Genomic DNA, 20,588 nt, shown 5'->3' with positions numbered 1-20,588 from the left:
CCGCGAGTCAACTCGGCGCTACAGCATTTTCAACGCTTTTTCCGGCAAATGTGCGCAAGGCCAGATAAAGAACCAGCCCTAATGGGCCAAGCAGGAAGATGAACGGCAGAACCGGGATCTGCATCCAGCGTGCTATGCCTCGCCTGTCGGCGTTACGCGCGGCCCAGATGCCGACGAACAGGTCGAAGGCGAGATAATGGATCCAACCGATTGTTGCGCCGCCTTTGCTGTCGAAAAGGCCCATCACGCCCGCGAGCGAGGAGAAATCCTGCGAACGCGGCCCTGCGGCATCAAGCGTCCCGCTCATCAGCCCGACTATGAGCACCGTGTAGGTCGCGGCCAGCAGCCCGCAACCTGCCATGAACAGCATTGGCAACACCTGTTCGCGCTTCGGTGCCAACAGCAGTATCAGCCAGCACACCATCGCATAGATGTTGGTGACCTCAAAAATTGTCTCCCACGGCATTTGCATGGCAGTCCCCCCTTCCTTGCAGGCGCAGTCTAGCCTATCGGGGCGATATGGAAAGCCAAGATCCCTACGTAATTTTCGATAGCTGGTTCAAAGAGGCACGCGAAAGCGAACTCAATGACGGCAATGCCATGGCCCTGGCGACAGCGGATGCGAATGGTCATCCTTCGGTGCGGATGGTCTTGCTCAAAGGCCATGGCCCTGATGCGGACGGCAAAGGCGGGTTCATTTTCTACACCAACCTTGAAAGCCGCAAGGGTGGCGAACTGGCCGCAAACCCCCATGTCGCCTTGCTGTTCCATTGGAAGTCTCTCCGCCGCCAGATCCGTATCGAAGGCCCGATAACGCAAGTCAGTGATGCGACGGCGGACGCCTATTTCGCGAGCCGCGCACGCGATTCCCAATTGGGTGCATGGGCGTCCGACCAATCCCGTCCGCTAGATAGCCGCGCTACATTCGAGGCGCGTTTTGCCGAGGTCAAAGCGCGCTTCGAAGGGCGGGATGTGCCCCGCCCGCCGCACTGGACCGGGAATATCGTTAGCCCAACCCGCATCGAATTTTGGCAGGATCGCGAATTCCGCCTCCACGAACGCTGGGTGTTCGAAGGCGAAGGCGATGGCTGGCGCACGCAGATGCTGTACCCCTGACGCCTTATGGGACTGCAGCACAACCACCATCATCACGAACATGGTTCGATGACAGCGAAAGCCGCGATTGCCAGTGTGGCAATGGCGCTGTTCCTGACGGTCTTGAAAAGCTGGGCCGCGGTCGAGACCGGTTCGGTCGCCTTGCTCGGTTCGCTCGCCGATACCGGCTTCGACCTGCTGGCTTCGCTGTTGACGCTGTTCAGCGTTCGCTACGCAGCGCTACCAGCGGATGATGATCACCGCTTTGGTCATGGCAAGGCAGAGGCCTTGTCGGCGCTGGTGCAGGTGATGCTGGTGACCGTATCGGCGCTGTTTATCGGTTGGCGCGCCGTAGTGCGTTTTGGCGACGGTGCACCGACCGAGCATCCCGAAATGGGTATCGGCGTCTCGCTGGTCGCGATTGCGGCGACGCTGGGGCTGCTTGCCTATCAGCGGCATGTCATCAAGAAAACCGGGTCGGTTGCGATTCATGGCGATCATTTGCACTATCAGGGTGACTTGCTGCTCAACATCGCGGTCATTGTAGCACTCGCGCTCGATGCGTTTCTCAATGTGCGGGGCGCTGATCCGCTGTTCGGCATCGCAATTGCACTCTGGTTGCTCTGGGGTGCCTGGCGCGCCGCCAGTCTCGCGCTCGACCAGCTGCTCGACAAGGAGTGGCCGCTCGAAAAAAGACAGCGGTTCATCGAAGTCGCGATGCGCCATCCCGAGCTGAAGGGCATTCACGACATGCGCACGCGCTCGGCGGGCGCACATGATTTCTGCCAGTTCCACGTCTGGGTCGATCCGAACATGACCGTGCTGCAGGCGCATGAAGTGATGGACGAGATTGAGGCCGAACTGATGCGCGAATTTCCCGGAGTCGAGGTGCTGATTCATCCCGATCCCGAAGGGCATAAGGACGAGCTGGGCTATATTCCGAGCGAAACTGTCGAGCATCAGGACGACGAGCATGAGCATCACCATCCCTAGACCCTTCAAAAAGGTCGACGTTTTCACCGCCGTCGCACTGAAGGGAAATCCGGTGGCGGTGATTCTCGATGCCGTAGGGCTGTCTACAGATCAGATGCAGGCTATCGCCAACTGGACCAACCTGTCGGAAACGACCTTTGTCACACCCGCAACCGACGCAGCGGCGGACTATGCAGTCCGGATATTCACCCCCAAGAGCGAACTGCCTTTTGCCGGTCATCCGACGTTGGGGACGGCGCATGCCGTGATCGAGGCGGGTCTGGCTATTCCCAAAGACGGTAAGGTGGTGCAGCAATGCGCGGTGGGCCTTGTCGAGGTTAGTGTTGTTGGCACCGGATTGTCCTTCCGCTTGCCGCGTTATGCCTATGAAGTGGCGCCCGAGCAGGAAAAACTTGCTGCAGCGCTTGGTGAAGGCGCAATCAAGGGCGTGCCCGAAATCGTCAATGTCGGCCCGCGCTGGGTGATTGCCGAACTGTCATCGGCGGGGGTTGTTGAACAATTGCAACCCGACCTGCCGATGCTTGCAGATTATGACCGCACCCAAGCGACCACCGGGCTTACCGTCTATGCCGAAAAGCCGGATGGCGACATCATCGTCCGCAGCTTTGCGCCTGCCGACGGCATCGCCGAGGACCCCGTTTGCGGCAGCGGCAATGGTGCGGTAGCCGCATTTCGTATGAAGGCTGGCCAGGTTTCCGCAGGCAGCAGCTATACAGCCAGCCAAGGCCGTCAGGTTGGCCGCGATGGCCACGTTCGCATACGGATAGAACGAGATGCCGTCCATGTCGGTGGTGACTGCGTCACCGTCGTGGACGGCACCTTCCGGATTTGAGGGCTTAGGCGACCGTGACTGACTGGATCACGCCGGGTTCGCGCGGCGGCTCGCCCTTGGGCAGTGCGTCGACATTTTCCATGCCTTCGATCACATTACCCCACACGGTGTACTGACGATCGAGGAAAGTCGCATCGTCGAACACGATGAAGAACTGGCTGTTTGCGCTGTTCGGATCCTGGGTGCGGGCCATAGAGCAGGCGCCGCGCACATGGGGTTCATCGTTGAATTCCTGTTTCAGGTTCGGCTTGGACGAACCGCCCATGCCGGTACCGTTAGGGCAGCCACCCTGCGCCATGAAACCGTCGATCACGCGGTGGAATTTCACGCCATTGTAAAAGCCTTCCTGCGCCAGTTCGACAATGCGTGCGACATGGTTGGGGGCAAGGTCAGGACGCAGCTTGATTACGACATCGCCGGTCGAAAGGTGCATGGTGAGTGTTTCGGCCATTTGGGAATCCTTTTCGTTGAAACTTTGCCGCCGCAATAGGCTCCAAAGGGCAAAAGTAAATTGCATTTTCGCGGGCGGGGCGTAGGAGAAGCGCGGTCGCATCAATCAGCAGCAAAGGGGGAACGATGACTGCCGAATCCGATCCTGATTTCCCCCAAGTCGAAACCGCCGATGAAACCCTCGACGAGGACAATCGCCTGAAGGCTGACTTTGTTCGGCTGGTGCTTGATGCGGTTGAACGGGGTGACGGGGAAGAGGCCTATCGCCTCGCGCAGCCGTTGCACGCCGCCGATATTGCCGACCTGTTCGAACTGACCAAGCGCGAGGATCGCGCCGATCTTGCGATAGCGCTTGGCGACCTGCTCAGCGCCGATGTGCTCGCGGAAATCAACGACTGGGTACGCGACGACATCGTCGACGCCCTGCCCGCCGCGCAGATTGCCGACCTCGCCGAGCAGATGGAGACCGACGACGCGGTCGCGATGATCGAGGATCTGGAGGAGGAAGAGCAGCAGGCGGTCCTCGCCGAGCTCGATCCCGAAGATCGCGCGGTCATCGAAGACGCGCTTTCCTATCCCGAAGAGTCCGCCGGGCGCATCATGCAGCGCGAGCTGGTTGCGGTGCCCGAACATATTACCGTTGGCCAGTTGATCGATTATCTGCGCGACAATCAGGATCTGACCACCGAATTCTGGGAAATCTTCGTCGTCGATCCGGCGCATCGCCCGATCGGTACGTGCCAGCTGAGCTGGATATTGCGCACCCCGCGCAACATTTCGATTTCAGACGTGATGAAGCGCGAGCAGACGCTGATCCCGGTCGATATGGACCAGGAAGAAGTGGCGCTGCGTTTCCAGAAATATGCGTTGATCTCCGCTGCGGTCGTCGATGATGCCGGTCGGCTGGTCGGCGTGATCACCGCCGACGATGTTGTCCACATCGTCCAGGAAGAGGCGGGCGAGGATATTCTGCGCCTGTCGGGTGCGGGCGAGGGCGACATCAACGAGCCGATTGCCGACAGCTACAAGGCGCGCGTGCGTTGGCTGATCGCCAATCTGGGCACTGCGATGGTCGCCAGTTTCATCATCGCACAGTTCGGCGCCGCCATCGAGACGATGGTTGCGCTCGCGATCCTGATGCCGATCGTCGCCTCGATTGGCGGCAATGCTGGGACACAGACGCTGGCCGTGACCGTGCGCGCGCTTGCCACCAACCAGCTCACCCAATCGAATACGGTGCGTTCGATCTGGCGCGAGATTCGTGTCGCACTGCTCATTGGGGCGACGGTGGCGGTGATTGCGGGTTTGGGGGCAGGGGTGATCTTTTCGAACTGGACATTGGCGGGCGTTATTGGTGCTGCCATCCTGTTCAACATCACGATTGCGGGGCTTTCAGGCGTTGTCATTCCAGTCGTACTCGACCGACTCGATCAGGATCCGGCTGTTTCGAGCTCAATCTTCGTGACGATGATCACGGACTCGATGGGTTTCCTCATCTTCCTCGGACTTGCGGTATTTGCCGGTCTTGCAGGCTGAGGTGCCTGACCTATTTAGACCGCAGTGCTGAGCCTGTCGAAGCACGCCCAGCAGACAAGCGCCCTTCGACAGGCTCAGGGCTACGGTTAAAGTTCGACGCATAATGCCATTGCACATGACCAAAATTGCCTTTGGTGCCGAAAGCGCAGCACATTTGCGCCAGCGGCTGGAAACCTACGCCGAGGCGGGTGAAATCCGGCTGACCACCCGCTATCTGCCCAAACGGCATGAGGAGATGGTTGGTGGCTCGCTATACTGGATATTGAACCACATGCTGGTCGGGCGCAGCCCGATCCTCGGTTTCATGGATAACGGGCAGGGGCGAACATGGATCAGGCTGCGCCCGGAACTCATACCCGTCAGAAGCATCCCGAAGCGCGCGCATCAGGGTTGGCGCTATCTGGAGAACAAGGATGCGCCGCCTGACCTTGGCGGGGCGAATGCCGACGCGCGCGATGAAATGCCGCCCAAGATGCTGGGCGAATTGATGAAAATGGGGCTGGTGTGATTGCTTTTGCCTCCAGCCTCGCATAGCCAAGGCGCGGGTTTGAATAGACGGGGGCGACATATGACCGAAGATTTGCACGACACCAGCCATCCGGATCACCGGTTTCCAACTATATGGGGTGCGCTGGGCTGGGTCGCCGTCTTCCTCCTCCTGCAGGTGCTAGCCGGTGTGATGGCGCTGGGTATCGCTATCGGGATGGACAAAAGCGGTCGGGATCCGATGGAGCTGGCGCGCGATGCCAGCTTTATCGCTGCGCCGACGATCCTGTCGTTGGTGGCTTCCAGCCTCGTGTTGCTTGGCCTGTTATGGCTGCATCTGGGCAAGGAGGATCGCGCCGCCCGTATCGGCATGATGCGCTGGAGCCGACTGAGCCTGATCCAGACGGTCGGACTGGCGATTGGTCTTATAGCGCTCGGCCTTGCCTTCAATCATCTTTACGCGACCTATGTCATCCCCGACATCAAGGTGCAGGAAGCGTTGCGCAAGATGTTCGCGGCACTACCGGACACCCCGCTCAACACGGTCATCCTGTTTGTCGCCATTGCTGGTATTGCGCCACTGCTTGAGGAAATCCTGTTCCGCGGACTGGTGCAAAATGCACTGGCGAAAAAGCTGCCCGCTTGGGGCGCCATATTGGGGGCATCGGCGATTTTCGGTGCAGTCCATATGGATTATCACGCCTTTCCGGCCCTGATGGTGATGGGGGCCGTGTTTGGCATTCTATATCACAAGACGGGATCGCTGCGGGTCAACATCATCGCGCATATGATCAACAATGGGGCGGCGTTGTTGCTGACCTAGGGGTCTGCGATCGCTCGCCATGCCGATGCGAGCGATTCTATGCCGGCACGCAGTTCGGCGAAGCGTTGGGGGTCTGGATTGGCCAGCCGCTCCTCGAATTCGGCGCTCAGCGCATCATAAAGACCGTCGAGCGTGAACGCCAGTTCCCCGCCCGACTCAAAATCGAGTCCCGCGCGCAGGGCAATGACGATGCCACGCGCACGGTGCGCCTGTTCATCATCGGCCAACGATTGTACCCGACTGGCCCGCAAGGTCAGCACGTCGATACACAACAACAGTTCGTCATAAAGCATCGCGACCAGCGCATGCGGATTGGCACTTTCAGCCTGGCTCGATAAAGCGAGTGACCGGTAATGCGCGCTGGCCTTGCTGTAATTTGGTTGGAGCACGGCTTAATTCTCGTTCGACCACAGCTTGATCTGCTGTTCAAGATAGGCCTGCGTCGCCTTGAACGCGCTTAGTCGAGCGTCGAGCGAGGCATATTGCTTCTCCAGCCTTGCACGATAGGCACCCTCGCGCGCCTCCATTCGCTCCCGGTTTTTGGTCAGCGTCGTTGCCTCTGCTTGCAGCGCTTTGCCCAGACTTTCCAGTGTCCCTCCCGGTGCCAGCGCACTGTCGCGAATTTCATCCAGCGCAAAGGCAAGGCCGGGGTCGGTCAAAACCGTGCGGGTAGAATCGCGTGGCGGATTGAACAGCGCTTCGACGGCGTCGGGATGGCTCGCCAATGCGGCATCGAGTTTGGCGGTGTCGAGGACAAGTGTCCCGCTGCGGTCGGTTTTGACGCCAATATCGGAAAGGCTTTTGATGGCTGAATTGCCAGTCAGCGCTTTACTCACCAGCGCTGTCAGTTGCCGGTCGAGAGCACGCAAATTGCCGACTCCGCCAACGGTCTGCCGGGCTTCTTTGAGGCTGGTTTGCAATTGATTGAAGACGGTTACGAAATCGGCAATTGTCTGTTTGAGCGCATCGGCAGGACGTGCGCTGCCAAGCGCGATAAAGCTACCGACCTCGGCCTTTTTCAAGGTCGACGATACGCCGGGAACGATATCGGTGATCGTATTGGACGGTCGGCTGAACTCGACGCCGTCGACGCGGACAACTGCATCAGATGCCGCCTGTGATTGGATCAAACCCGTGGTGGCCAATGCGGACAACGCCGGATCAGCGCCCGGATCAGCAGACAGCGCAAATGCTTTTGCGGCCCCGGTCTCGCCCTTCAGCACCAGCCGGACCTGGCCTTGGTCCGCGACGATACTGGCGCGAACGCCGCTCCCGCTCGCGTTGATCGCATCGGCGAGTCCGGTGAGGCTGTTGTTGGTGGCGTCGATCGTAATCGCATGCGTGGTTCCGCCTACGGTGAGCGTCAGATTGCCGATGCCGACTGGGTTGCTCGCTGATGTCAGCAGGCTGCTGCGCATGGTTTGCGCGCGCGCCAATTGACGGATCTCAACCTCCGCCGCCAGATTTCCCAATTGCGCATTCGGCAGTGCTGAAACCGCGAGTGCGTTGTCATCGGACACGGTCGGTTGGCTACCCAGACTGCCGGTTGAAACCAGATTGGCAAGCGTATCGGCAAAGCGATCCAGATCGGCTCGCGCCTGTGCGACTGCACTTATCTTTGCCTGTGAAGCCTTTGCAAGCGCATCGAAGCGATCCGCCTTTGGTGCGCGCGAAGCGGTGGCAAGATCGCTCACCAGCTGGCTGACATTGATGCCTGAACCGAAGCCAAGGCTGTTGGCGATATTTCCGATCATGTGCGTCTTCCTTCGGACGGTTTAACGACGCACAAAGCGGAGGATTTAGTTCGCTTCAGGCTTGCCAGAGGTGTCGAAGCGTTTTGAATGAGGTACGTCCACAACAGGCGGTTGCTTCTGCTCGCCCAATTCGCGGTCAAGCCGGAAAACGAAGGCAAGGATTATGGCGACCGCCTGATACAGGTCCTCGGGGATGGCCTGTCCCGCACGCGTGGTGAAATAGAGCGCGCGGGTCAGCACCGGATAGTCGAGCATCGGCACCTCGCGTTCGCAGGCCAATTCCCGCATCGCGAGCGCCACGTCGTCACGACCGCGTGCGACCACGACCGGAGCGGCATCGGCGCCGGGGCGATAGCGCAAGGCGACCGAAAAATGGCTGGGGTTGTTGAGTACGACATTGGCCTCCGTCATCGCCTTGCGGGCCGACTGGCTGAGGATCGCCTGCTGCCGAGCGCGCAATTGTGCCTTGAGTTCGGGCGCACCCTCGCTTTGCCGCATCTCCTCTTTCACCTGCTCGCGTGACATGCGAAGGCGGCGGGTGCGTTGGAAATATTGTGCCGGAACATCGAGCAGGGCGATCAAAAGCATCGCCAGGCCCAGCGCCAGCAAAAGCGATATCAGGCTGCTGCCAACGCTGGTCGATGCCGTCAGCGGATCGGCTGCGGACAGCGAAAGCAATTTAGATAACTCACCCATTGCCAGCCACCAGCCAACACCACCCAGCAGTCCGGCCTTGGCTAGCGCCTTGGCGAGTTCGATCAGGCCCTGCATCCCGAAGATGCGCCTTATACCCGAAAGCGGGCTCAGCCGGTTTGCCTTGAATACCATAGCCTTGCTGCGCCAGCCGAGCGAGCCGAGCAAGGCAGGCCCGGCAATTGCCGCAGCAAGGCTGGCAAGCAGCAAGGCGGCGAAGGGAAGAATGAGCGGGGTCAGCAGGTTTGTCAGGCGCGTGGAGATGTCGAAAGCGGTAAAATGGCTGCGTTCGATGGCAAGCCCGTTCCGCAGCATCGTCACGGCGGCATTGACCAACCATTGGCCTGCCAGCGCCAGCCAGCCGATCCCGGCCAACATGACCAGTGCCGATGCCAGTTCGCGAGAGACCAGGACATCGCCTTCCTCCGCCGCGTCCTTGCGCCTTTTGGGGGTAGGTGCTTCGGTTTGATGGTCGCGATCGGGAGCCTCGGCCATGGCTCAGCCCTTCACCAGCATGGCCGACATTGCCATCGCTTCGACCATTGTCCTCGCCAATGCCTCCGCCATCACGGGCGTCGCAATGGCGAGCAATATGGTCCCTGCCGACAGGGTCACCGGCAAGCCAACCGCAAACAGATTGAGCGTCGGTGCCGAACGTGAGACCATTGCGAATACGGCCTGCACCATAAGCAAGGCCGAAAGCACTGGCATCGCAATGGCAAGACCCGCAACAAACATCAGCCCACCAAAATCGACCAAAGCTTTCAGGCTGGCGGCCGAAAGCCATGCCGCGCCGGGGGGCAGGCTTTGATAACTTGCGAAGACCAACTCGAAAAACAGCAAATGCCCATCGGCGGCGAGGAAGAGAACCAGCGCGAGCATTGACAAATATTGGCCAATCGCCGGGCTGGGTTGGCCGGTGGCTGGATCAGCCATCGCGGCAAAACCGATGCCCATCATGTTGCTGATGACCTCGCCTGCAAGCAATGCCGCGGCGAAGCCGATCTGCAGCGTGAAACCCATGGCCAGCCCCACCAGCACTTCACCCGCGATCATTACGAAGCATGCTATCGAGACCAGACCTTCAGCCGGCATTGCGGGCGCAATCAGCGATCCGGCGGGCAGGGCAAGTGCCAACGCCAGCACCAGCCGCAACTGCACCGGCACATTGGCCGCGCCGAAAAAGGGTGCGGCCAGCATGGCGGCTCCCGGACGGATCATTGCCAGCAACCAAAGCTGCAACGTTGCCTCGATATTGCCGAACGCGAATTCGATCATTGCCTCATCGCAGCAACAGTGGAATTTGGTCGAACATGTCGCGGGTAAAATCGGTGAGCAGCACCATGATGCTGCCGCCGAACAGCGCCAGGCAAATCGCGACAAGGATTAGCTTGGGCACAAAACTGAGAGTCTGTTCGTTGATCGACGTTGCCGCCTGAACCATGCCGAGCAACACGCCAGTGATGAGTGCAGGGAGCAGGATCGGTGCGGAAGCGAGTGCCAGCACCCACAACGCTTGCTGTGCCACGGCGAGGAATGCGTCCTGATCCATCTCATCCGCTCGCAAAGGAGGCGGCGAGCGTCCCCATTGTCAACGCCCAGCCATCAACGAGCACAAAGAGCAGCAGCTTGAATGGCATTGAGACGATGGTGGGTGACAGCATCATCATGCCTAGCGACATCAGCGCCGAGGCCACCATCAGGTCGATGATCAGGAAAGGCAGGAAGATCAGGAACCCGATCTGGAAGGCGGTCTTGAGTTCGCTGGTGACAAAGGCGGGGAGGAGGATGGAAAAGGGCACGTCCTTCGGGCTTGCCAGCGGCGGCGATTTGGCCAGCTTGGTGAAAAGCGCCAGATCGCCCTTGCGGGTCTGGGCTAGCATGAAGCCATGCAACGAAGCCCCCGCGCGCGACACCGCCTCTTCAATGCCGATCTGCTGTTCGCCATAAGGCGTGATCGCGGCGCGGTTGATGTCCGACAGCACCGGCTGCATCACGAACAGCGACAGGAACAGGCTTAGGCCCACCAGCACCTGATTGGGCGGCGTCTGTTGCAGGCCGAGCGCGTGGCGCAGGATCGACAACACGATGATGATCCGGGTAAAGCTCGTCATCATCAGCACCAGCGACGGCAAGATGGTGAGCAGCCCCATGAGCAGCAGGATCTGCAGCGACAGTGACAGCGGGCGGCCATTACCAGCAACCTCTGCCAATGCACGGTCCATCGCCCCGTTGCTGTTTTGCGCTAACGCGGCATCCGGCAGTAAGGCAGCGATCAGCGCACAGAAAGCTGTAAGCCAGAGCAGCCTAACCTGCATCAAATTCACCCCTGTCATCTGTGGCTATGGCGGTGACAGCACCGCGACCTATCGCGAGCAAATGGAGTTTGCCGCCAAACTCGACCACCGCGAGCTTGCTGCCTGCACCAACCGGCATGACCTGTACCAACCGGACGAGCCGCTGTTGCGGCGCTGTACCGGGCAGGCCGGATTGCAAACGTTTCCACATCCAGAGCGAGGCCCAGGCGAGCCCGCCTACCAGCGGCAACAGAAGCGCCAGACGCAGCAGATATTCTAGCATCAGCCGCGCCCTTCTGCCGAAACAAGTTCGGTGATGCGAATGCCATAGCGACCGTCGACCGAGACAATTTCGCCGCGTGCGACCAGGCTGCCATTGGCGCAAATATCGAGCGGTTCACCCACCTTGCGGTCAAGCGCAACGACATTGCCCGCCTCGAGTGTTGCCAGTTCAGCAATCGTCATCATTGTCGAGCCGACTTCGACCGATACACGAACCGATATTCCCGCCAGCAGATTGACGGGGCTGGTCCTATTGGGCGCCCGCTCAATTTTCGGGGCTTCGCTCAAGTCGCTCATGCGGGGCTGCTTTCATGGAGGGTTTCGATACGAAGGGCGACGCTACCCTGCCATTCGCCCATGCTGGCGCTGGCAAAGGGGCGTTCACCGACGAGCATGGGAATAGAGACCGGCATCGTGATCGGCAGAACGTCGCCCGGCTGCAGCGCCAACAGGCGGGATGCGGGCATGTGGGCGATGGCAATTTCGGAGCGGGCAAGCAGCGGAACCCGACTCGTGCGTGAAAGGATGCGCCTCTCCCGTTCGGCTGGGCCGATCGACTGCTCGCGCTGCGTTGGTTGTGCATCGCGGGCCGTGATCAGATCTGCAGCCACGCTGACGTGCATCTTCCAGGTTGCACCGGCGGAAAGCGCAATATCGAATTCAAATGTGATCGGTGCTTTGGCAACAACAGGATCGAAGCCTTCCGGATTGATACCAAAGCGCATTTCAGATTGCGTGAACGACGGCTTTTCTGTGCCGGGAAGCGCGCCCTCCAGCCATTCGCACAGCCGGTTTCCGAGCCGTTGTGCAAAGCGTAGCTGGGTTCCGCTCGGCTTGTCGAGGTGTGTGTCAATCCGATCACCGCCGTATATTTGTACGAACAGGCGTTCGAACAGCTGCAACGGCATTTCGATAACAGCACCCGTCCGACCAGCATCATTTTTGCAGTTGAACCAGGTTGATGGCTTATCCGGAGCCCAACCCGCAGCCGCATGTACAACTGCGATTCCCTCCGGCTGCACCGCCAGCCGCCGCAACAGCGCAGCAAGGCCATCGGTGAGCCGTGCTGTCGAAATGCCACCTTCATCCGCAACCTTTCGGCCCGATGGCGCAGCAAGCAAATCCAGCTTTTCAGGGGCGGCGCCGGGCCTGCTCACTGGATCACCAGACTGTTGAAATAGACATTGTCGATCCCGCCAAAGCCTTCTTTCTGGCGGAGCACCGAATTGATCGCCTGTGTCAATTCGCGCTGCAGCATCTGCTTTCCCTGCGCGGTAGAGAGCACGGCAGGGTCCTGTTCGGACAGTACCATCAGCACCGCGGAACGGATCGGCACATTCTGCCGCCTGATATTGGTGATGACTTTGCCGTCATAATAGGTCGCCAGACTGATCCCGATCTGGATGAATCCCGATCCATCGGCGAGGTTCGCGGTGAAGGGCTGCTCGACCGGGAAATAGGTAATTTCATATTTGGCCGGGTCTACCTTGATCCGGTCATTGGGAACCGAGACTGTGCCTTCTTTGAGCGGGGCTTCCTTGTCGCCTTCGCCTTCGGCAATGGGTTCGGCGGGTTCCTCGCTACGCACTACCAGCTTGGGCCGGGTCGGGTCTTCCTTTGCTGCTTTCGGCGTGAAGCCGCCGGTGGCATAAATCGCCGCGCCTGCGCTCCCCCCTGCAAGCAACAGCGCGCCGCCTCCCATCAGCAGCAGCTTTTTCTTGCCGCCCGACTTTGACTTGTCCTTCTCGGTTTTGCTCATCCCACATCCTCGAATGCGGATCAGGCATATCGGCCGGTTGGTTGGCCGTGTTGCTGATCCTCGTCCTTGACCGTGTTTCGGTCTATTTCCGGGAACGGCAGGAGCGGTCGGGGAATTGCACCGTTTCGGCTGTGTCGGCCATCGCCACTTGCTCCGGATTGGAGCGTGGGGTCGGCGACGGTCACGCCGCGCTGGCGTAATTCCTCAATCAGCCGGGGCTCTTCACGCGCGACTATAGCCTTGGCCTCCTCGCTTGACGGCCGCAGTTCAACGAGCAGCCCCTGAGGTGTGTCGGCCAGTCCGACTTCAACCGTTCCAAGATGCCTGGGTGTCAACCGGAAGGCGAGTTCCGAATTGGCGCTTTCGCGAGCGAGCAGGATTTCGTGCGAAAGACGCGTTGCCCATTCGTTTGAGCGTAGGTCCGGCAATGGTCGTTCAGGTTGCAACTTCGTTTTTTGCGCCACTTCGATTACGGCGGACAGGGTCGACGCCTCAAAGGGTAGGGCCTCTGTAACGGTGGCTGGGGCAAAGTGTTCCGCCGACCTTGCTTCCGCCTGAAGGGGCGGCTGAGCAGCAATATGGCTGATCCTGCTCTTGTTGGGCGCGAGATCCGCAACAGCATGGCTTTTGATTTGTCGCTGCCCTGCCATTTCAACTGTCGGGGACGGTGTTGTGGGTAATGGAGCAAAAATTGCCAGCCATTGAGGCTGACTGGCCGATTGTGCGGGCGGAGGCATGTCATCTGGCTTGGCCGCTTTTGGTCTGTGATCGACGGCTAGATGTGCTGTAACCACAGGTGGTGGGGCGGCCACCGAAATGGATGAATCTATAGGGATTTCGATTTTTGAAGTCTCTGTTTCCTGCGCTGTAGATGTCTCAGATTCGCTGTCATTCGCGTCGAACGCCAGGGTCATCTGGGCATCAAACGCCGCAGATTGCAAAGTTGGAGCAACGGTAACGATAGGCAGCGCTGCTTCCGCCTTGATGGCAAAAATCGCCGTTAGCGGATTCATCGCTTTTGGCTCCATCCTGTTGCCGGCCGGACTGTCCGTACTTCAGAACGGGCCGACGATTGCCGTTCTTCCGTTCGAATGGCTTGCGAAATCCGTTCATCGACCTTCTCCATTCGTCCCTTTGCTCGACGAACTGCCAAGCCCGCTTCGCTGCAATCGACCGCGACGCGTTCGATTGCCGGCTGCAGGCTGGCCCCTGCCTGCACCAGTCGGCCACTCCATTCGCCCAAGGCCGCCAATTCGCCACCGGTCGGACAGGCCGCGTTGCGGGCCAAAGCGCTTTGCGCCGCTTTGATGCGCCCTTCGGTCGCTGACAGATGGGCCCGCTCGCACTCGGCCTTGATCTGCGCAATGCGGGCGAGGCGCGCGTCGAGGGTATATTTGCGCAATAGCCGACGCAGGCGCTGCGATTGCCGGATCATGTGCCAAAACCTTCGATCAGGGCAGCCCGGCTGTCGGAATAGGGAACCAGTGCGTCCTCCCGCTGCGCAATGAAGCTGCGCATTTCTGACTGACGGGCCACGGCTTCGTCGAGTAGAGGATCGCTCCCCGGGGCATAGGCCCCCATCAGGATCAGATCCCGATTTTCCTCATAGGTCGACCAGAGCTGGCGAAAGCGCTGCGCCGCCAAGCGGTGTTCGGCATCGACGGTATCTGCCATCGTGCGCGACAGTGATCGGCCAATGTCGATGGCGGGGTAAACACCTGCTTCGGCGAGGCTGCGTGACAGGATGATATGCCCGTCGACTATCGCACGCGCCGCGTCGACCACCGGATCATCCAGGTCTCCGCCATCGGCGAGCACGGTGTAGATCGCAGTAATGGACCCGCCGCTGCGACGGTCATTTCCCGCACGTTCAACAAGTTGCGGGATCAACCCGAGCGCAGAGGGCGGATAGCCCTTCATCGCCGGGGGTTCACCGAGCGCAAGGCCAATTTCGCGCTGGGCGTGCGCGATGCGGGTAAGGCTGTCGACCAGCAAGAGCACACGCTTGCCCAGCGCGCGGAAATATTCGGCGATTGCCGTTGCCCGCATCGCGGCCTTCAGGCGTAGCAGTGGGGCTTCGTCGGCTGTGGTTGCAACGACAACCGTGCGGCGCCGCATCTCACCTGTCAGCCGTGCCTCGACAAAATCGCTGACTTCGCGGGCGCGTTCGCCGATCAGCCCGGCAACAACCACATCGCAATCGGAGCCGGACAGCATCTGCCCCAACAGCACCGATTTGCCTACGCCCGAACCGGCGATCAAAGCCACCCTCTGGCCTTCGCCCAACGACAATAGGGCATTGATCGCCCTGACTCCGCAATCGAAGGACTGCGTGACGCCGCTGCGATCAAGGGGGTTGGTAGCGGACCCCGCCAATGGCTGTGCGTCGGATAATAGGGGTAGGGGTAGGCTATCCAGAGGGTGCCCCATGGCATCGACCACGCGTCCCAATAACGGTTGGCCACATCGCGCAAGCCCTGCCTGGCCGTCGGCAACGATCCGCGCGCCTACCGCCAGCGGGACATTCGTTTGCAAAGGCAAGGCGAGGCTGCGGTGGCCGCGAAATCCGACAATTTCGCCGGAAACCGAAGTCCCGTCGCTGCACGCTATGCGGATGGGGGTGAGGAGCGGGGCAGGAAAGCCCTCGATCTCGAGCGCCATTGCCTCATGCGCGACCAGCCTGCCGATAGGGCGGGGCGGGATGTTGTCCAGCCGGATCGACGGCAACAGCGCTTGCGTTGCTGCCAGCGTCATAGTCTTTCCTTGGCAAGGCCCAATTGCAGACCCAGCGCCTCCAGTTGAACAGCCCGGCCATGCTCGACGGTGCAGCCATCGCTTTCAACACGCAGCGTGCCGGGTGTTAGCGCTGCATCGGGGACGATGGGCAGTTCGATACCGGCATCTTCCAACAAGGCGGCATCCTGTGGCGAAAGACGCAGCACCGCACCCGTTCCTATGGTGCCCGCTAAGTCGGTGGCCTCTTCAACTTGACGGTGCAGATGGTCGGCATCGACCGGCGTTGCGCCAACTATTTCGCGAACCAGCCGGTTGACAGCCTCGTAAATCAATGTCCGCACAGCCTCAGGCTCGACAGGCTGCAAGGCATTTGCTGCTGCGACCAGCGCCAGAAGGCGGCCACGCTCTTCGGCAAAGGTCGTCTCGGCGAGCAACTGCCCTTCCGCCAATCCAAGCGCATAAGGGTCGGCGGGTGGCGAGGAAACGCGGGCCACCGGTTCGGCCCAGTTGCGAAAGCCATCAAATGTTTCGGAGGCCCTATCAACCAGCGGTACAAATGCGGGTTCAGACATAATCGTCGCCCTTGCCGCCGAGCAAGATCTCTCCGGAAGCCGCCATGGCCCGCGCAACCGCGACGATTGCCTTGCGTGCGGCGTCGACCTCTTCGCGCTTGACGGGAGCCATTTCGGCCAGCTCGTCGCGGATCATATCGGCGGCGCGTGCAGACATGGTGGCGAGGAAGCGGTCGGCGAGCGCGCCCCCGGCCCCCTTGAGCGCCAGCGCCAATGTCGCCGCTTCGACCCCGCGCAGCACAGCACCCAGCGACTTGGCGTCGAGCTGGTTCAGATCTTCGAACACGAACATTTCGTCTTCGATGGCGGCTGCGAGCAGCTTATCCTTCTTGCGCATTGCTTTGAGCAGCTCTTCTCCTGCTGTGCGAGGGAGGCTGTTGACGATTTTGGCTACGTCGCTTTGCCCGCCAATTTCCAGCGTTACCGCTTTGGCTGATGCCGCTTCGGCTTCGGCCAGGATTGCCTCAAGATCGTCGATCGCCTCGGTATGCACCGGCCCCAGCCGCGCCGCACGCCACAAAAGATCGGCTTGTCGCTCACCCGAAAAGCCGGCCAGCACAGCGGCAGCAATGTCCGGTGCGAGCATCGAAAGGAGGACAGCACCAACTTGCGGATGTTCGGCATCAATGACATCGGCGATGGTTTCGGTTTCCATCCAGCGCAGTCTTTCGAGCGCATCGCGCTGCGGTTGTGGCGCGATCGAAGACAGCAAGGAGCCTGCCCGATTATCCCCCAATGCGTCGGTCATCACATTGCGGATCTTGCGGTTTGCGCCGGGGGTTAGAGCCGAAACTTCCCGGCTGCCCGAAACGAAACGGCCCAATGCCAAATCGACCTTGTTCTCGTCCGCTTCGGCTGCGCCGAACATCTCACTGCCCAATTGGCGCACTTCATCGGGATCCAGATGGCGCAACACATCCGCGGCCTCTTTTTCTTCAAGAAGCAGCATTAGAATTGCGGCCGCCGAAGCCCCTCCGATCTGCGGTTCGCCATCAGCTTCCACGACCGCGCTCCTGCATCAGGTGGCGCACGATATGCGCGGCACGTTCGGGGTCTTGCTGGACAAAGGCGCGCACCAGCTGAGCGCGTGCCTCATAACCGGGCGCCGCCTCAATCATCGCAAGTGTAATGTCTTGCCCGCCGGACCCGTCGGAGGCCTTGGCCTCGTTACCGGTTGCTTCCAGCAATTGGGTTTCGATCAGGGCAGCGCGTTCACCGGCCTCAGCGGCACGGCGTTTCATCGCTTTGCGCAAGGGCAATCCGACGACGAGAAATACCGCCAGTGCACCAACAACCGCACCGGCCTGACGCAGCAGCGGCCAGAACCAGGGCTCGTCCCACGGTGCAACTTCGGGCGCCGCTATTTCGGCAAAGGGTCGCGCGGAAATGGCGACCTGATCGCCCCGCTCTGCATTGAAGCCGACCGCGCCCTTCACCAGTCCATCAATCTTGGCGATTTCGGCTTCCGACAATGGCTTGCCTTTCTGCCGCAATACCACTGCGACCGACAGGCGCTTCAACTGCCCTTGCGGCTGGTGCGTGACCGAAATCTCCCGTCCCAGCGCAAAGCTGCGCGAGAAATTCGCCTCGCTCGATCCTTGCGTCGCGGTTGACGTCGAAGGTTCAGCCGTGGGCGGCGTGGTGGACAGGCTGGTTGCGGGTGGTGGCTGGTTAGAGAGTGCGCCGGGAATACCTATGGCGGGGGTCGCCGCGCTGCTGTTGCGCGAATTGCTGCCTTCCTCGCGGGTGAGCGCGCGGCTGTCCTCGGGAAAATTCTCGCGCGTCGCCTGGCTTTCGCTGGCATCGACATCGGCGCTGACTTCAACCGAAAAGGCGTCGCGTCCCAATACCGGCGTGAGCAGGCTGATCACGGCTTCGCGATACCGCGCCTCAATCCGGCCTTGCAGATCCAGCAGTGCGCTGTTGGCGCTTTCACCGCCGGATAATAGTGTGCCCGATTGGTCAATGACAGACACGTGCTCGGCCGACAGACCGGGCACCGATGAGGCGACCAGATGGCGGATCGCCCGAACCTGTGCTTCGCCAATTGAACGGCCCTGTTGCAGGGTCAGCAATACCGAAGCCGCAGCGGGTTTCTCCTCACGCACGAATACACTGGGCTCGGCGAGTGCAAGATGTACGCGCGCGATCTTGACAGAGTCGATCGCTTCGATTGTCCGCGCAAGGTCCGCCTCACGCGCGGCGCGCAGCGTTTCGCCCTCTATCGCGCGGCTCGCACCCATCGGCAGTGCGGCGAGCATGGCGTCGCCGCTAGGCTGTGCCTTGGGTAGACCCTGGCCAGCCAACATCATCTTTGCTTCGTGCAATTTGTCGGCATCGACCGACAGCGCACCGCTTGCAGGATCGAGGCTATAGCCAATGCCCGATGCCTGAAGCGCTTCGGCGACAGCGGCCTTGTCGCCTTCCGCCAGCCCTGCATAAAGAGGGGTCTGGGCCGGGCTTTGCAGCGCCAGCCATGCGGCGGCGGAAAGGCCAAGCACCGCAGCGAGCGCAATGGCAGGCAAGGCTCGTGCGACCGCTGGCTGGCGCAGAAATGCGCGTGCGCCTCCCATGCGCCCGCCCCAAACCGAAGAAGCATTGGAGAGGAGAGGGGTCGGTGCTCCGGCCGGGATGATCTGTTGCTCGCTCATTGATTAGACCGGCATGTTCATGATGTCGCGATAGGCGGAGAGCAGCTTGTTGCGGACCTGCAGCGTCGCTTCGAAACCGAGCGAGGCCTTTTGCCTTTCGACCATAACACTGACGATGTCGTGCGTTTCGCCACGCTCATAGGCTGCTGACAGGTCGGATGCCTTGGCCTGTTGCGTGTCGACCGCGCGTACGGCGTCGGACAATGTCTGCGTGAAAGACGACGCGCCTTCGGTTTGAGACGGGGCGTCCAGCCCTGCGGCGCGTTGTAGTGCCTGGTTCTGCGCGACGATGGCAGAGCGCATTTGCAGCAGGCGGTTTTGATCGATCGGGTTCATTGTTAGTCCTGGTCTGGTTCCGCCTGACCAAAGCAATGCTTGTGCCATCATCCATAAAAGCAATTTAAAACAACGGAATGTGGAGGAATCTATACCAACTGCCATCGTGGCTGACGGAAAATCGACATGCTCGACTAAAACCTCACTGCCCCGCGCCGTTACAGCTTTCGTGGCCGCTCTGCCCAGAGCTGCAGTCCGGTCAGCTAATCCGGAAAGGAACCAAGATGACTGTAATCAATACCAATGTCAGCGCGCTTCGGGCGCAGAACAGTTCGCGCGTTGCCGGCAACATGCTTGGCACTGCAATGGAGCGCCTATCGAGCGGCAAGCGCATCAACAGCGCAAAGGACGATGCCGCTGGCCTCGCCATCGCCACCCGCATGGATGCCAAGGTGCGCGGCCTCAATCAGGCGATCCGCAATGCCAATGACGGCATTTCGCTCGCGCAGACCGCCGAAGGCGCAATGGGCGAAATTTCGAATATCCTCGTCCGGATGCGTGAATTGTCGGTGCAGGCTGCCAACGGTACCACGGCCACATCGGACCGCGCCGCGATCCAGACCGAAGTGACTGCCTTGCTCGGCCAGATCGACGATATTGCCGGTCGTACCGATTTTAACGGTACCAACCTGTTTAACGCCGCCGGTACGTTCAGCATCCAGACCGGCGTCGATACCGGCCAGACCGTATCGATTGCCTTTGTGTCGATGAATGCGACGGGGCTGGGCGTAAACGGCGTTGATATGTCGACCACGGCAGGCGCCTCGACCTCGATGGCGGCGATCAGCACGGCGATTGACACTGTGGCAACCCAGCGAGCCAATCTGGGTGCGGTGCAGAACCGTCTCGACGCCACGGTCAACAATCTCACTTCGACCGCGACTAACCTGTCCGAATCGAAATCGCGCATTGCCGATGCCGATTTCTCGGCTGAATCGACCAAGCTGGCGGCAGCACAGATCCTTTCGCAGGCGTCTACCGCAATGCTGGCGCAGGCCAACCAGAGCCAGCAAGGCGTGCTCAACCTGCTCCGCTAATCATAGAGCCCACCGGGCTTCGCTGTCTGGTCCCGCGAAGCCCACAAGCGACACCCCGGCGGCGCGACCTGCCGGGGTGTTATTCTGTGCCCCAAGCCTGCAAACCGGCTATTGACCCTGCGGACGCGCATGCCTATAGGCCGCCTCCTGTCCAGCGCCCCGCGCGGACATGCAAGGTTGGCGGAGTAGCTCAGCTGGTTAGAGCGGCGGAATCATAATCCGTAGGTCGGGGGTTCAAGTCCCTCCTCCGCTACCA

General features: G+C 60.5%; 26 protein-coding genes and 1 tRNA gene. 8 read left to right on the top strand and 19 right to left on the bottom strand.

The annotated features are described in order from the left end of the window. Positions 1–7 precede the first annotated feature (7 nt). Positions 8–472: an ABA4-like family protein gene (locus tag PKC81_RS07340; protein WP_324334599.1), complete on the bottom strand. Its 465-nt coding sequence runs from the start codon at positions 470–472 to the stop codon at positions 8–10. A 47-nt stretch (positions 473–519) separates the two neighbouring features. Here PKC81_RS07340 and pdxH point away from each other — a divergent pair, with 47 nt between their 5' ends. The 3 genes from pdxH to PKC81_RS07325 are packed head-to-tail and all read left to right on the top strand — an operon-like array spanning position 520 to position 2,920. Further along, complete coding sequence (gene pdxH, locus PKC81_RS07335) at positions 520–1,116, top strand: pyridoxamine 5'-phosphate oxidase (protein ID WP_324334597.1); 597 nt, start codon at positions 520–522, stop codon at positions 1,114–1,116. Between the two features lie 6 nt (positions 1,117–1,122). Next, entirely contained in the window at positions 1,123–2,088 is a 966-nt protein-coding gene (locus PKC81_RS07330) for a cation diffusion facilitator family transporter (protein WP_324334595.1), read from the top strand. After that, a complete protein-coding gene (locus PKC81_RS07325) occupies positions 2,069–2,920 on the top strand; it encodes a PhzF family phenazine biosynthesis protein (protein WP_324334593.1) in 852 nt (283 codons plus the stop codon). Before PKC81_RS07330 ends, PKC81_RS07325 begins: the two co-directional genes overlap by 20 nt. Before the next feature lie 4 nt (positions 2,921–2,924). Here PKC81_RS07325 and PKC81_RS07320 read toward each other — a convergent pair whose 3' ends face one another. Beyond that, a complete protein-coding gene (locus PKC81_RS07320) occupies positions 2,925–3,371 on the bottom strand; it encodes a peptidylprolyl isomerase (RefSeq protein ID WP_324334590.1) in 447 nt (148 codons plus the stop codon). 125 nt (positions 3,372–3,496) lie between these two features. Here PKC81_RS07320 and mgtE point away from each other — a divergent pair, with 125 nt between their 5' ends. The 3 genes from mgtE to PKC81_RS07305 all read left to right on the top strand — a co-directional run bounded on the left by mgtE (position 3,497) and on the right by PKC81_RS07305 (position 6,215). Beyond that, entirely contained in the window at positions 3,497–4,906 is a 1,410-nt protein-coding gene (gene mgtE, locus PKC81_RS07315; protein ID WP_324334589.1) for a magnesium transporter, read from the top strand. Between the two features lie 103 nt (positions 4,907–5,009). After that, complete coding sequence (locus PKC81_RS07310; RefSeq protein WP_324334586.1) at positions 5,010–5,414, top strand: DUF1489 domain-containing protein; 405 nt, start codon at positions 5,010–5,012, stop codon at positions 5,412–5,414. A gap of 60 nt (positions 5,415–5,474) precedes the next feature. Further along, positions 5,475–6,215 (top strand): CPBP family intramembrane glutamic endopeptidase, encoded by a 741-nt coding sequence (locus PKC81_RS07305; protein ID WP_324334584.1) that lies wholly within the window; start codon positions 5,475–5,477, stop codon positions 6,213–6,215. On the opposite strand, the gene PKC81_RS07300 is transcribed toward PKC81_RS07305, so the two are convergent. From PKC81_RS07300 to fliE, 17 genes are read right to left on the bottom strand one after another with little or no spacing between them, the layout of a single operon-like run. Next, a complete protein-coding gene (locus PKC81_RS07300; protein WP_324334582.1) occupies positions 6,212–6,604 on the bottom strand; it encodes a flagellar export chaperone FliS in 393 nt (130 codons plus the stop codon). The two genes, PKC81_RS07305 and PKC81_RS07300, sit on opposite strands and share 4 nt — an antisense overlap. Before the next feature lie 3 nt (positions 6,605–6,607). Continuing rightward, the gene (fliD, locus tag PKC81_RS07295) at positions 6,608–7,969 is read right to left on the bottom strand and encodes a flagellar filament capping protein FliD (RefSeq protein ID WP_324334580.1); all 1,362 of its coding nucleotides are present in this window, start codon (positions 7,967–7,969) and stop codon (positions 6,608–6,610) included. A 45-nt stretch (positions 7,970–8,014) separates the two neighbouring features. Then, positions 8,015–9,157 (bottom strand): flagellar type III secretion system protein FlhB, encoded by a 1,143-nt coding sequence (locus PKC81_RS07290; RefSeq protein WP_324334578.1) that lies wholly within the window; start codon positions 9,155–9,157, stop codon positions 8,015–8,017. Positions 9,158–9,160: 3 nt separating this feature from the next. Beyond that, positions 9,161–9,940, bottom strand: coding sequence for a flagellar biosynthetic protein FliR (fliR, locus tag PKC81_RS07285; protein WP_324334576.1), 780 nt, complete (start codon positions 9,938–9,940; stop codon positions 9,161–9,163). Positions 9,941–9,944: 4 nt separating this feature from the next. Continuing rightward, entirely contained in the window at positions 9,945–10,214 is a 270-nt protein-coding gene (gene fliQ / locus PKC81_RS07280; protein WP_324334574.1) for a flagellar biosynthesis protein FliQ, read from the bottom strand. A gap of 1 nt (position 10,215) precedes the next feature. Continuing rightward, positions 10,216–10,980: a flagellar type III secretion system pore protein FliP gene (fliP, locus tag PKC81_RS07275; protein WP_324334573.1), complete on the bottom strand. Its 765-nt coding sequence runs from the start codon at positions 10,978–10,980 to the stop codon at positions 10,216–10,218. Next, entirely contained in the window at positions 10,970–11,242 is a 273-nt protein-coding gene (locus PKC81_RS07270) for a flagellar biosynthetic protein FliO (protein ID WP_324334571.1), read from the bottom strand. The genes fliP and PKC81_RS07270 overlap by 11 nt, the downstream gene beginning before the upstream one ends. Then, on the bottom strand, positions 11,242–11,538 hold the full coding sequence (fliN, locus tag PKC81_RS07265; protein ID WP_324334569.1) for a flagellar motor switch protein FliN: 297 nt from the start codon (positions 11,536–11,538) through the stop codon (positions 11,242–11,244). Before fliN ends, PKC81_RS07270 begins: the two co-directional genes overlap by 1 nt. Beyond that, on the bottom strand, positions 11,535–12,398 hold the full coding sequence (locus PKC81_RS07260; protein ID WP_324334567.1) for a FliM/FliN family flagellar motor switch protein: 864 nt from the start codon (positions 12,396–12,398) through the stop codon (positions 11,535–11,537). Before PKC81_RS07260 ends, fliN begins: the two co-directional genes overlap by 4 nt. Further along, positions 12,395–13,000: a flagellar basal body-associated FliL family protein gene (locus PKC81_RS07255; protein WP_324334565.1), complete on the bottom strand. Its 606-nt coding sequence runs from the start codon at positions 12,998–13,000 to the stop codon at positions 12,395–12,397. Before PKC81_RS07255 ends, PKC81_RS07260 begins: the two co-directional genes overlap by 4 nt. A gap of 20 nt (positions 13,001–13,020) precedes the next feature. Then, complete coding sequence (locus tag PKC81_RS07250) at positions 13,021–14,013, bottom strand: flagellar hook-length control protein FliK (protein ID WP_324334563.1); 993 nt, start codon at positions 14,011–14,013, stop codon at positions 13,021–13,023. Further along, positions 14,010–14,435 carry a hypothetical protein gene (locus PKC81_RS07245; protein ID WP_324334561.1) on the bottom strand — a complete coding sequence of 142 codons (426 nt, stop codon included), beginning with the start codon at positions 14,433–14,435 and terminating at the stop codon, positions 14,010–14,012. The genes PKC81_RS07250 and PKC81_RS07245 overlap by 4 nt, the downstream gene beginning before the upstream one ends. Further along, positions 14,432–15,754, bottom strand: a complete 1,323-nt coding sequence (locus tag PKC81_RS07240) for a FliI/YscN family ATPase (protein WP_324334559.1) — start codon at positions 15,752–15,754, stop codon at positions 14,432–14,434. Before PKC81_RS07240 ends, PKC81_RS07245 begins: the two co-directional genes overlap by 4 nt. Then, a complete protein-coding gene (locus tag PKC81_RS07235) occupies positions 15,751–16,308 on the bottom strand; it encodes a flagellar biosynthetic protein (RefSeq protein ID WP_324334556.1) in 558 nt (185 codons plus the stop codon). Before PKC81_RS07235 ends, PKC81_RS07240 begins: the two co-directional genes overlap by 4 nt. Further along, on the bottom strand, positions 16,301–17,311 hold the full coding sequence (gene fliG / locus PKC81_RS07230) for a flagellar motor switch protein FliG (RefSeq protein WP_324334554.1): 1,011 nt from the start codon (positions 17,309–17,311) through the stop codon (positions 16,301–16,303). Before fliG ends, PKC81_RS07235 begins: the two co-directional genes overlap by 8 nt. Further along, positions 17,301–18,959 (bottom strand): flagellar basal-body MS-ring/collar protein FliF, encoded by a 1,659-nt coding sequence (fliF, locus tag PKC81_RS07225; RefSeq protein ID WP_324334552.1) that lies wholly within the window; start codon positions 18,957–18,959, stop codon positions 17,301–17,303. The genes fliG and fliF overlap by 11 nt, the downstream gene beginning before the upstream one ends. A gap of 3 nt (positions 18,960–18,962) precedes the next feature. Next, complete coding sequence (fliE, locus tag PKC81_RS07220; protein WP_324334550.1) at positions 18,963–19,295, bottom strand: flagellar hook-basal body complex protein FliE; 333 nt, start codon at positions 19,293–19,295, stop codon at positions 18,963–18,965. A 224-nt stretch (positions 19,296–19,519) separates the two neighbouring features. On the opposite strand from fliE, the gene PKC81_RS07215 reads away from it, so the two are divergent. Beyond that, positions 19,520–20,332: a flagellin gene (locus PKC81_RS07215; RefSeq protein ID WP_324334548.1), complete on the top strand. Its 813-nt coding sequence runs from the start codon at positions 19,520–19,522 to the stop codon at positions 20,330–20,332. A gap of 179 nt (positions 20,333–20,511) precedes the next feature. After that, a tRNA-Met gene (locus PKC81_RS07210) sits at positions 20,512–20,588 on the top strand.

Source organism: Sphingorhabdus sp. (assembly GCF_035329025.1).
GTDB lineage: Bacteria > Pseudomonadota > Alphaproteobacteria > Sphingomonadales > Sphingomonadaceae > Sphingorhabdus_B.
The sequence above is the reverse complement of the archived record's forward strand: the minus strand, read 5'-3'. Positions and strand labels throughout refer to the sequence as shown.

Coding starts and splice junctions, on each gene's coding strand:
- fliP (WP_324334573.1), bottom strand. CDS start 10,980: ATGCAGGTTAGGCTGCTCTGGCTTACAGCTTTCTGTGCGCTGATCGCT.
- PKC81_RS07340 (WP_324334599.1), bottom strand. CDS start 472: ATGCAAATGCCGTGGGAGACAATTTTTGAGGTCACCAACATCTATGCG.
- fliN (WP_324334569.1), bottom strand. CDS start 11,538: ATGAGCGACTTGAGCGAAGCCCCGAAAATTGAGCGGGCGCCCAATAGG.
- PKC81_RS07240 (WP_324334559.1), bottom strand. CDS start 15,754: ATGACGCTGGCAGCAACGCAAGCGCTGTTGCCGTCGATCCGGCTGGAC.
- fliR (WP_324334576.1), bottom strand. CDS start 9,940: ATGATCGAATTCGCGTTCGGCAATATCGAGGCAACGTTGCAGCTTTGG.
- PKC81_RS07310 (WP_324334586.1), top strand. CDS start 5,010: ATGCCATTGCACATGACCAAAATTGCCTTTGGTGCCGAAAGCGCAGCA.
- PKC81_RS07270 (WP_324334571.1), bottom strand. CDS start 11,242: ATGCTAGAATATCTGCTGCGTCTGGCGCTTCTGTTGCCGCTGGTAGGC.
- fliF (WP_324334552.1), bottom strand. CDS start 18,959: ATGAGCGAGCAACAGATCATCCCGGCCGGAGCACCGACCCCTCTCCTC.
- mgtE (WP_324334589.1), top strand. CDS start 3,497: ATGACTGCCGAATCCGATCCTGATTTCCCCCAAGTCGAAACCGCCGAT.
- fliE (WP_324334550.1), bottom strand. CDS start 19,295: ATGAACCCGATCGATCAAAACCGCCTGCTGCAAATGCGCTCTGCCATC.
- fliD (WP_324334580.1), bottom strand. CDS start 7,969: ATGATCGGAAATATCGCCAACAGCCTTGGCTTCGGTTCAGGCATCAAT.
- PKC81_RS07320 (WP_324334590.1), bottom strand. CDS start 3,371: ATGGCCGAAACACTCACCATGCACCTTTCGACCGGCGATGTCGTAATC.
- PKC81_RS07235 (WP_324334556.1), bottom strand. CDS start 16,308: ATGTCTGAACCCGCATTTGTACCGCTGGTTGATAGGGCCTCCGAAACA.
- PKC81_RS07255 (WP_324334565.1), bottom strand. CDS start 13,000: ATGAGCAAAACCGAGAAGGACAAGTCAAAGTCGGGCGGCAAGAAAAAG.
- PKC81_RS07325 (WP_324334593.1), top strand. CDS start 2,069: ATGAGCATCACCATCCCTAGACCCTTCAAAAAGGTCGACGTTTTCACC.
- PKC81_RS07305 (WP_324334584.1), top strand. CDS start 5,475: ATGACCGAAGATTTGCACGACACCAGCCATCCGGATCACCGGTTTCCA.
- PKC81_RS07330 (WP_324334595.1), top strand. CDS start 1,123: ATGGGACTGCAGCACAACCACCATCATCACGAACATGGTTCGATGACA.
- PKC81_RS07290 (WP_324334578.1), bottom strand. CDS start 9,157: ATGGCCGAGGCTCCCGATCGCGACCATCAAACCGAAGCACCTACCCCC.
- PKC81_RS07245 (WP_324334561.1), bottom strand. CDS start 14,435: ATGATCCGGCAATCGCAGCGCCTGCGTCGGCTATTGCGCAAATATACC.
- PKC81_RS07215 (WP_324334548.1), top strand. CDS start 19,520: ATGACTGTAATCAATACCAATGTCAGCGCGCTTCGGGCGCAGAACAGT.
- PKC81_RS07250 (WP_324334563.1), bottom strand. CDS start 14,013: ATGAATCCGCTAACGGCGATTTTTGCCATCAAGGCGGAAGCAGCGCTG.
- pdxH (WP_324334597.1), top strand. CDS start 520: ATGGAAAGCCAAGATCCCTACGTAATTTTCGATAGCTGGTTCAAAGAG.
- fliQ (WP_324334574.1), bottom strand. CDS start 10,214: ATGGATCAGGACGCATTCCTCGCCGTGGCACAGCAAGCGTTGTGGGTG.